Here is an 8,068-nt window from a genome sequence, read left to right as displayed (position 1 = left end):
GGTTGCCGCAGGCACCCCGCCGATGTTGGCAATCGTTAGCCCCATAAACATGGTTGCTACGGCGCTGGCCTGCTTATGTTTTGGCACCACGCTGGCAGCCACGACCGATCCCAGCCCGAAGAACGCGCCGTGGTTAAGGCTGGTCAGAATACGAGACAGCATCAGCGTGGTGTAGTCCGGCGAAATGGCCGAAAGCACGTTACCCAGGGTGAAAATCGCCATCAGGAAAATCAGCGCATTGCGGCGCGCGCGGTGCGAAAGGAGAAGCGTCATCAGCGGCGCCCCCACCATCACGCCGATAGCATAGGCGCTGATTAACATCCCTGCCGCAGGGATCGAGACATCCACGCCGCGGGCGATGACGGGCAGTAACCCCATCGGGGAGAATTCAGTGGTGCCAATCCCAAAAGCGCCAATCGCCAGGGCCAGCAGGGGAAAATTGATTTTCATGCGTCAACTCCGGATGCCGTGTCATGTGGTGACACAGAACAAAGAAGCGGAAAGCATGACATCAATCACAAAAAATGAGAAGTTAACAAAATGGCAAAAGATTTTTGCCAGAGAAGTAACAATCGGGTCGATCGGGAGGGAGAAGGCTCTCCCTCCACGTAAATCAGTGCAGCGCAGCCGTCAGACCGGCCGCGACAATCAGAGCCAGCACAATAACGGTGGTGAACAGCGAAAACTTCAGATCGGAACTCATCAATTTTTCTCCTTTTAATCCCCCCACGAAAAGTGAGCCTGCTCATTTTTGCATAATTTACGTCAAAAATCTTCCTGGATTTAGGCTGATAAACACTTTACCTCTTCCCCTTTTCATCAAGATAGGACAAAATTCCACGCTAAATTTATTAGCGTACCGGCCATTGACCCCCTCCTGACGTCCCGTGTCGTTTTCCCGGCGTGCCGCAATTCAAGATTGCGTGATAAGGGTGAGAGAAGGCAAACGTTTACCTTCAAGTTTTTCAGGAGTTTAGGATATGGTCTGGAGTGACATTTAATGGCAACAATTAAAGACGTAGCAAAACGCGCAAACGTTTCCACTACAACCGTATCACATGTAATTAACAAAACCCGCTTTGTGGCGGAAGAGACGCGCAACGCCGTCTGGGCAGCGATCAAAGAGCTGCACTATTCGCCAAGTGCGGTTGCGCGCAGCCTCAAGGTTAATCACACCAAGTCCATTGGATTGCTGGCCACCAGCAGTGAAGCGGCCTATTTTGCCGAGATCATTGAAGCGGTTGAGAAAAACTGCTTCCAGAAAGGTTATACCCTGATTCTGGGCAACGCGTGGAACAGCATTGAAAAACAGCGCGCCTACCTGTCGATGATGGCGCAAAAGCGCGTTGATGGCCTGCTGGTAATGTGTTCCGAGTACCCGGAATCCGTGCTGTCGATGCTCGAAGAGTATCGCCATATTCCCATGGTGGTCATGGACTGGGGTGAAGCGCGCGCGGATTTCACTGATTCCGTTATCGATAATGCCTTTGAAGGCGGCTATATGGCCGGTCGTTATCTGATCGAACGCGGTCACCGCGAGATTGGCGTGATCCCCGGTCCGCTGGAGCGCAACACCGGCGCGGGCCGTCTGGCCGGTTTTATGAAAGCGATGGAAGAAGCGCTGATCAACGTGCCGGAAAACTGGATTGTGCAGGGCGACTTTGAGCCGGAGTCGGGTTACCGCGCAATGCAGCAGATCGTCTCCCAGCCACACCGTCCGACCGCCGTTTTCTGCGGGGGTGACATCATGGCTATGGGCGCGCTCTGCGCTGCCGACGAGCTGGGTCTGCGCGTACCGCAGGATATTTCCGTGATCGGGTATGACAACGTGCGTAACGCGCGTTTCTTCACGCCAGCGTTGACCACCATTCACCAGCCGAAAGATTCGCTGGGCGAAACGGCCTTCAATATGCTGATGGACAGGATCGTCAACAAACGTGAAGAGTCGCAGTCCATTGAAGTTCACCCGCGTCTTATCGAACGCCGTTCCGTTGCGGACGGTCCGTTCCGCGACTACCGTCGTTAATCGCTTTACGGGGCCAGCTATGCTGGCTCCCGTAACCATTCCCGGTTTAGCGTTTCGCTGTCTCCCAGATAATCCAGCAGCCAGGCCATCGCAGGCGAGACATCACTTTGCTGCCAGGTCAGGCAGCAGGCCGCATCCGGGAACGGATTCTCCAGCGTCAGCTCAACCCACTCTCCGGTATCGATGCGCGGACGCGCGAAATGAACGGGCACCATCGCGACGCACAGTCCGGCGCTGAGGCACGTCGCCGACGATTCCCAGTCAGGGGCCACCACCCGCCGCTGGTTGTCCAGAAGCCAGGTGATACGCTTAGGCAATGAACGGGAGGTATCCTCCAGCACCAGCGACGGCCAGTTGCGTAGCGTATCATCGCTGAGCGGCCCCTCCATCGCCGCCAGCGGATGATCGCTTGCCACCACGCACTTCCAGCTCAGCATCCCCATATCGCGAAAGGCGTAACGTCCCCCGACCGGGATCGCCTGCGTGGCCCCGATTGCCATCTCTGCCCTGCCGTCCGCCAGCGCATCCCAGACGCCGTTGAACACCTCCTGCGAGACCCGCAGCTCAACGTCAGAGAAATGACGATAGAAATCGACGATCATCTGCCGGGTACGTTCCGGCTTAACGATGTTATCCACCGCGATGGAAAGATGCCCCCGCCAGCCGTTAGCGATCTGCTGACACTGTTCGCGGGTGATCTGCATTTTTTTGATAACAGAACGCCCTTCCTTCAAAAACCACGCCCCTGCGGGCGTTAATTCCACATCACGATGGCGCCGCTCAAACAGCGGAACCGCCAGCCACTCCTCCAGCTGACGCACCGTGTAGCTGATGGCCGAAGGGACGCGGTGCAGCTCCTGCGCTGCACCGCTAAAGCTGCCATTACGCGCGACAGCATCGACCACTTCAAGAGAATAATCTGACCACATTTTCTGCCTGCAAAAAATTTGAATGCACCCGCCAAATATTAGCGTTTCACAAGCGGCTTTGCACTCCCTACACTCTGCGCCAACGTACACCTGCCTCCTCAGGAGAATAAGAGAATGCAACCCAGGAAAGGATTTTTAGTCTGGCTCGGCGGCTTAAGCGTGCTGGGCTTTTTGGCCACCGACATGTACCTGCCCGCGTTTGCCGCGATGCAGGAAGACCTGCAAACCCCTGCGGCGGCCATCAGCGCCAGCCTGAGCCTGTTCCTTGCCGGTTTCGCTTTCGCGCAGCTCCTGTGGGGACCGCTCTCGGATCGCTTTGGCCGTAAACCGGTACTGCTGCTGGGTCTGGCCATTTTTGCCGTGGGCTGCCTGGGGATGCTGTGGGTGCGCGATGCCACCTGGCTACTGGTGCTGCGCTTTATTCAGGCCGTGGGCGTCTGTGCTGCGGCGGTGACCTGGCAGGCGCTGGTGACCGACTACTATCCGGCTAACCGCACAAACCGTATTTTCGCCACCATTATGCCGCTGGTGGGTCTTTCCCCTGCCCTGGCTCCGCTGCTGGGCAGCTGGATCCTCGCGCACTTTGACTGGCAGGCCATTTTTGCCACGCTGTTTGCCATCACGCTGGTACTGATGCTGCCAGCGTTTGCCCTCAAGCCCGCGCATAAAAAAGAGGCGCATGCGGATGCGAAGCCGATTACCTTCACCTCCCTGCTGAGCGCCAAGGCGTATCGCGGGAATGTCCTGATCTATGCCGCCTGCTCGGCCAGCTTCTTCGCGTGGCTCACCGGTTCGCCGTTTATTCTGCACGATATGGGCTACAGCCCGGCGGCCATCGGCCTGAGCTATGTTCCGCAGACTATTGCGTTCCTGGTGGGCGGATACGGCTGTCGCGCGGCGCTGCAAAAATGGGAAGGTCAGCAGATGCTGCCATGGCTGCTGGTGCTGTATGCGCTGAGCGTCATCGGCACCTGGGCCGTCGGGTTTATTCCGGGCGCGGGCCTGGCTGAAATTTTGATCCCCTTCTGCGTGATGGCCGTGGCGAACGGGGCGATTTACCCGATCGTGGTGGCACAAGCGTTACGTCCGTTCCCGCAGGCGACAGGCCGCGCCGCCGCGCTGCAAAATACCCTGCAGCTGGGTCTGTGCTTCCTGGCAAGTCTGGTGGTCTCGGCGCTGATTGCGACGCCACTGTTAACCACCACCAGCGTGATGCTGGTCACCGTTGCGCTGGCGGTGATGGGCTATCGCATGCAGGCCTCCGCGCAGCGTGAGCAGGATAGCGGCGCTCAGGTGGAAACCTCGCATGCCTGATTGCGCCAGAAATCATGTTACATTTCAGTGATTAGGTTGCTAACAATTTTCTATTGAATCACCAAATTTTGAGGCCTATACTAAATTTGGTTCGATTAAATACGATAAATATTAAGTGTTAACGGGAGCCGGAGCGCTCCCGTTTTACCATGGAAGGCATTTCGGCAAGGGTTATCTCCCTTCCTCTGTTCTACGTCGGATATTAGCCTCGCGGTATTTACCGTGAGATTTCTCACAAACCAAAAAAAGCGTCTACGCTGTTTGAAGGTTCTGATCACATCAGGGTGATGGAGAAGCTATGAGTTCATCGTGTATAGAAGAAGTCAGCGTTCCGGACGATAACTGGTCCCGGATCGTCAGTGAACTGTTAGGTCGAGCAGGCATCACTATCAATGGATCATCGCCATCCGATCCTCAGGTTAAACATCCCGACTTTTTTAAACGCGTATTGCGGGAGGGATCGTTAGGCCTGGGAGAAAGTTATATGGACGGCTGGTGGGAGTGCGAACGTCTGGATACCTTTTTTGCCAGCGTGCTGCGTGCCGGTCTGGAAAACCAACTCCCGCGCAATCTGAAAGACACCCTGCGCGTCGCCTCTGCCCGACTGTTCAATCTGCAAAGTAAAAAACGCGCGTGGATCGTCGGCAAAGAGCATTACGATCTCGGCAATGACCTGTTCAGCCGTATGCTGGACCCGTTCATGCAGTACTCCTGCGCCTACTGGAAAGACGCGTCGACGCTTGAGGAAGCGCAGCAGGCAAAGCTGCGTCTGATTAGCGAGAAGCTGCAGCTACAGCCCGGCATGCGCGTGCTGGATATCGGCTGCGGCTGGGGTGGGCTGGCGTATTTTATGGCGAAGCACTATGGCGTCAGCGTAGTGGGCGTCACGATTTCAGCGGAACAGCAAAAAATGGCGCGAGAGCGCTGTCAGGGTCTTGATGTGGATATCCGGCTGCAGGACTACCGTGACCTGAACGAGCAGTTCGACCGGATCGTTTCCGTCGGCATGTTCGAGCACGTGGGGCCAAAAAACTACGATACCTACTTTGAGGTGGTGGATCGTAATCTGAAACCGGACGGGCTCTTCCTGCTGCACACCATCGGCTCTAAGCGGACCGACAATAACGTTGACCCGTGGATCAATAAATACATCTTTCCGAATGGCTGTTTACCGTCCGTTCGCCAGATCGCCAACGCCAGTGAATCCCATTTCGTGATGGAAGACTGGCATAACTTTGGCGCGGACTACGACACCACCTTAATGGCGTGGCATGAACGTTTCCAGAAAGCCTGGCCCGAGATTGCGGACAACTATTCAGAACGATTCAAACGGATGTTTAGCTATTATCTGAATGCCTGCGCGGGGGCGTTTCGCGCACGGGATATTCAGCTCTGGCAGGTGGTATTCAGCCGGGGGATTGAACACGGACTGCGTGTCGCACGCTAAAAAAATAACCCCGGCTATCCGGGGTTATTTTTTATTCTTCTTCTGCGGTCTTTATTATTGCGGCTTCTTTTGCTGCCAGCACGCGCTCCACCGTATCCACCACCGCCTGGGTTTGCGGATCGATTTCGATATTCACACGATGCCCCAGTTTTTTGGTGCCCAGCGTGGTGCGCTGCAGCGTTTCAGGAATTAAATGCACGCAAAAACGCGTTGGCGTCACTTCTCCCACCGTCAGGCTAATCCCGTCAATGCCAATAAATCCTTTATAGTGGATGTATTTCATTAATGACGGGTCCTGCATTTTAAACCAGATTTGACGGTTATTTTCCGAGGTCACGATTTTCGCCACTTCGGCAGTGGTCATGATGTGGCCGGACATCAGGTGGCCGCCAATCTCATCGCTGAACTTCGCCGCGCGCTCAACGTTGACGGTATCGCCTACCACCAGTTCGCCCAGGTTAGTGATCCGCAGCGTCTCTTTCATTAAATCAAAGCTAATCTGGTTGCCGTTAATTTCGGTCACGGTCAGGCAGCAGCCGTTATGGGCAATCGAGGCGCCGGTTTCGATGCCCTCAAGCATATATTCCGGCAGCTCAACAACATGAGTACGGAAATTAGGTTTTTCATCAATGGACACCACTTTGGCAGTGCCCTGCACAATACCAGTAAACATGCTTACAACTCCTGTTTTTTCCGAACGGTGATGACACCGTTTAATCCCTCCACAATAACAGTTGGAAAAACAGGTTGCCAGCGGAGCGCATTTTCTGGCGATTTTTTCACTAGATAAATAGCTAAAGCCCGCTACAATAGCTGGCACCCCCCTGCATTTTCTTCTCGCTGCCCGTTTCGGCGGCTTTTTTAGTCTCTCAAATAACTACAAAATAAAGGTGTTCACGTGCAGAAGTACATGAATGAAGCGCGCCAGTTATTGGCACTGGCTATACCAGTGATCATCGCGCAAGTGGCCCAGACCGCAATGGGATTTGTGGATACGGTAATGGCAGGTGGCTACAGCGCCACCGATATGGCGGCCGTGGCTATCGGTACGTCAATCTGGCTTCCGGCCATCCTGTTCGGCCACGGTCTGCTGCTCGCGCTCACGCCTGTTATCGCTCAGCTCAATGGCTCAGGCCGTCGCGAACGCATTGCCCATCAGGTCCGTCAGGGGTTCTGGCTGGCAGGGTTTGTCTCCGTGCTGATCATGGTGGTGCTCTGGAACGCGGGCCATATCATCCGCGCTATGCATAACATTGACCCGGCCCTGGCGGATAAAGCCGTGGGCTATCTGCGTGCCCTGCTTTGGGGTGCGCCCGGCTACCTCTTTTTCCAGGTGGCGCGTAACCAGTGTGAAGGCCTGGCGAAAACCAAGCCCGGGATGGTGATGGGTTTTATCGGGTTGCTGGTCAACATCCCGGTTAACTATATCTTTATCTACGGTCATTTCGGGATGCCGGAACTGGGCGGCGTCGGCTGCGGCGTGGCGACAGCAGCCGTTTACTGGGTGATGTTCTTCTCGATGATCACCTTCGTCAAACGCGCCCGCTCCATGCGCGACATTCGCAACGAGAACAGATTCAGCACGCCGGACTGGAGCATCATGACGCGTCTGGTGCAGTTAGGGTTGCCGATTGCCCTTGCGCTGTTCTTTGAGGTGACCCTGTTTGCCGTGGTTGCCCTGCTGGTCTCCCCGCTGGGCATTGTGAACGTCGCCGGGCACCAGATTGCGCTGAACTTCAGCTCCCTGATGTTCGTCCTGCCAATGTCGCTGGCGGCAGCGGTGACGATTCGCGTGGGCTTCCGCTTGGGTCAGGGTTCGACGCTCGATGCGCAAACCGCCGCGCGGACCGGACTGGGCGTCGGCGTCTGCATGGCCATTTGCACAGCGCTTTTCACCGTGACGCTGCGCGAGCAGATTGCCCTGCTCTATAACGACAATCCGGAGGTCGTCACGCTGGCATCGCACCTGATGCTGCTGGCTGCGATTTACCAGATTTCGGACTCCATCCAGGTGATTGGCAGCGGCGTGCTGCGCGGTTATAAAGACACGCGCTCCATTTTCTTTATCACCTTCATCGCCTACTGGGTGCTGGGTCTGCCGTGTGGTTATATTCTGGCCCTGACCGACCTTGTGGTGGACCGCATGGGACCGGCGGGGTTCTGGATGGGCTTTATCATTGGCCTGACGTCGGCGGCGATTATGATGATGATGCGCATGCGCTTCCTGCAGCGCCAGCCGTCAACGATCATTTTGCAACGCGCTGCCCGTTAAATACGCAGTAGCCGCCACCCGGCGGCTACTTTCTCTTCACTTTGCGCGGTAATACAGCAATCGCGTGAAATCAGAGAGAA

At 55.8% G+C, this 8,068-nt stretch carries 8 protein-coding genes; 4 read left to right on the top strand and 4 right to left on the bottom strand.

Features of this window, described 5'->3' with window-relative positions; translation table 11 throughout:
- Positions 1–450, bottom strand: a 450-nt coding sequence (locus DOU50_RS13700) for an MFS transporter (protein ID WP_148769574.1), incomplete at its 3' end; no start/stop codon positions are given.
- 163 nt (positions 451–613) lie between these two features.
- Positions 614–703, bottom strand: a complete 90-nt coding sequence (locus DOU50_RS13695) for a YnhF family membrane protein (protein ID WP_020688313.1) — start codon at positions 701–703, stop codon at positions 614–616.
- Between the two features lie 297 nt (positions 704–1,000).
- Here DOU50_RS13695 and purR point away from each other — a divergent pair, with 297 nt between their 5' ends.
- Positions 1,001–2,026 carry an HTH-type transcriptional repressor PurR gene (purR, locus tag DOU50_RS13690; protein ID WP_023335431.1) on the top strand — a complete coding sequence of 342 codons (1,026 nt, stop codon included), beginning with the start codon at positions 1,001–1,003 and terminating at the stop codon, positions 2,024–2,026.
- Between the two features lie 17 nt (positions 2,027–2,043).
- Here the strand turns inward: purR and punR are convergent, their stop codons facing one another.
- A complete protein-coding gene (punR, locus tag DOU50_RS13685) occupies positions 2,044–2,955 on the bottom strand; it encodes a DNA-binding transcriptional activator PunR (RefSeq protein ID WP_024909370.1) in 912 nt (303 codons plus the stop codon).
- Between the two features lie 114 nt (positions 2,956–3,069).
- Between punR and punC the strand changes: the two genes are divergently transcribed.
- Positions 3,070–4,269 (top strand): purine nucleoside transporter PunC, encoded by a 1,200-nt coding sequence (gene punC / locus DOU50_RS13680; RefSeq protein WP_061715420.1) that lies wholly within the window; start codon positions 3,070–3,072, stop codon positions 4,267–4,269.
- A gap of 298 nt (positions 4,270–4,567) precedes the next feature.
- A complete protein-coding gene (gene cfa, locus DOU50_RS13675; protein WP_061715421.1) occupies positions 4,568–5,716 on the top strand; it encodes a cyclopropane fatty acyl phospholipid synthase in 1,149 nt (382 codons plus the stop codon).
- A 31-nt stretch (positions 5,717–5,747) separates the two neighbouring features.
- Here cfa and DOU50_RS13670 read toward each other — a convergent pair whose 3' ends face one another.
- Positions 5,748–6,389 carry a riboflavin synthase subunit alpha gene (locus tag DOU50_RS13670; protein WP_148769573.1) on the bottom strand — a complete coding sequence of 214 codons (642 nt, stop codon included), beginning with the start codon at positions 6,387–6,389 and terminating at the stop codon, positions 5,748–5,750.
- Positions 6,390–6,614: 225 nt separating this feature from the next.
- Between DOU50_RS13670 and mdtK the strand changes: the two genes are divergently transcribed.
- A complete protein-coding gene (gene mdtK, locus DOU50_RS13665; RefSeq protein ID WP_148769572.1) occupies positions 6,615–7,988 on the top strand; it encodes an MdtK family multidrug efflux MATE transporter in 1,374 nt (457 codons plus the stop codon).
- The last annotated feature ends 80 nt before the right edge of the window (positions 7,989–8,068 follow it).

The organism is Enterobacter sp. C6, from assembly GCF_008122455.1.
GTDB classification, from domain to species: domain Bacteria; phylum Pseudomonadota; class Gammaproteobacteria; order Enterobacterales; family Enterobacteriaceae; genus Enterobacter; species Enterobacter pseudoroggenkampii.
The sequence above is the reverse complement of the archived record's forward strand: the minus strand, read 5'-3'. Positions and strand labels throughout refer to the sequence as shown.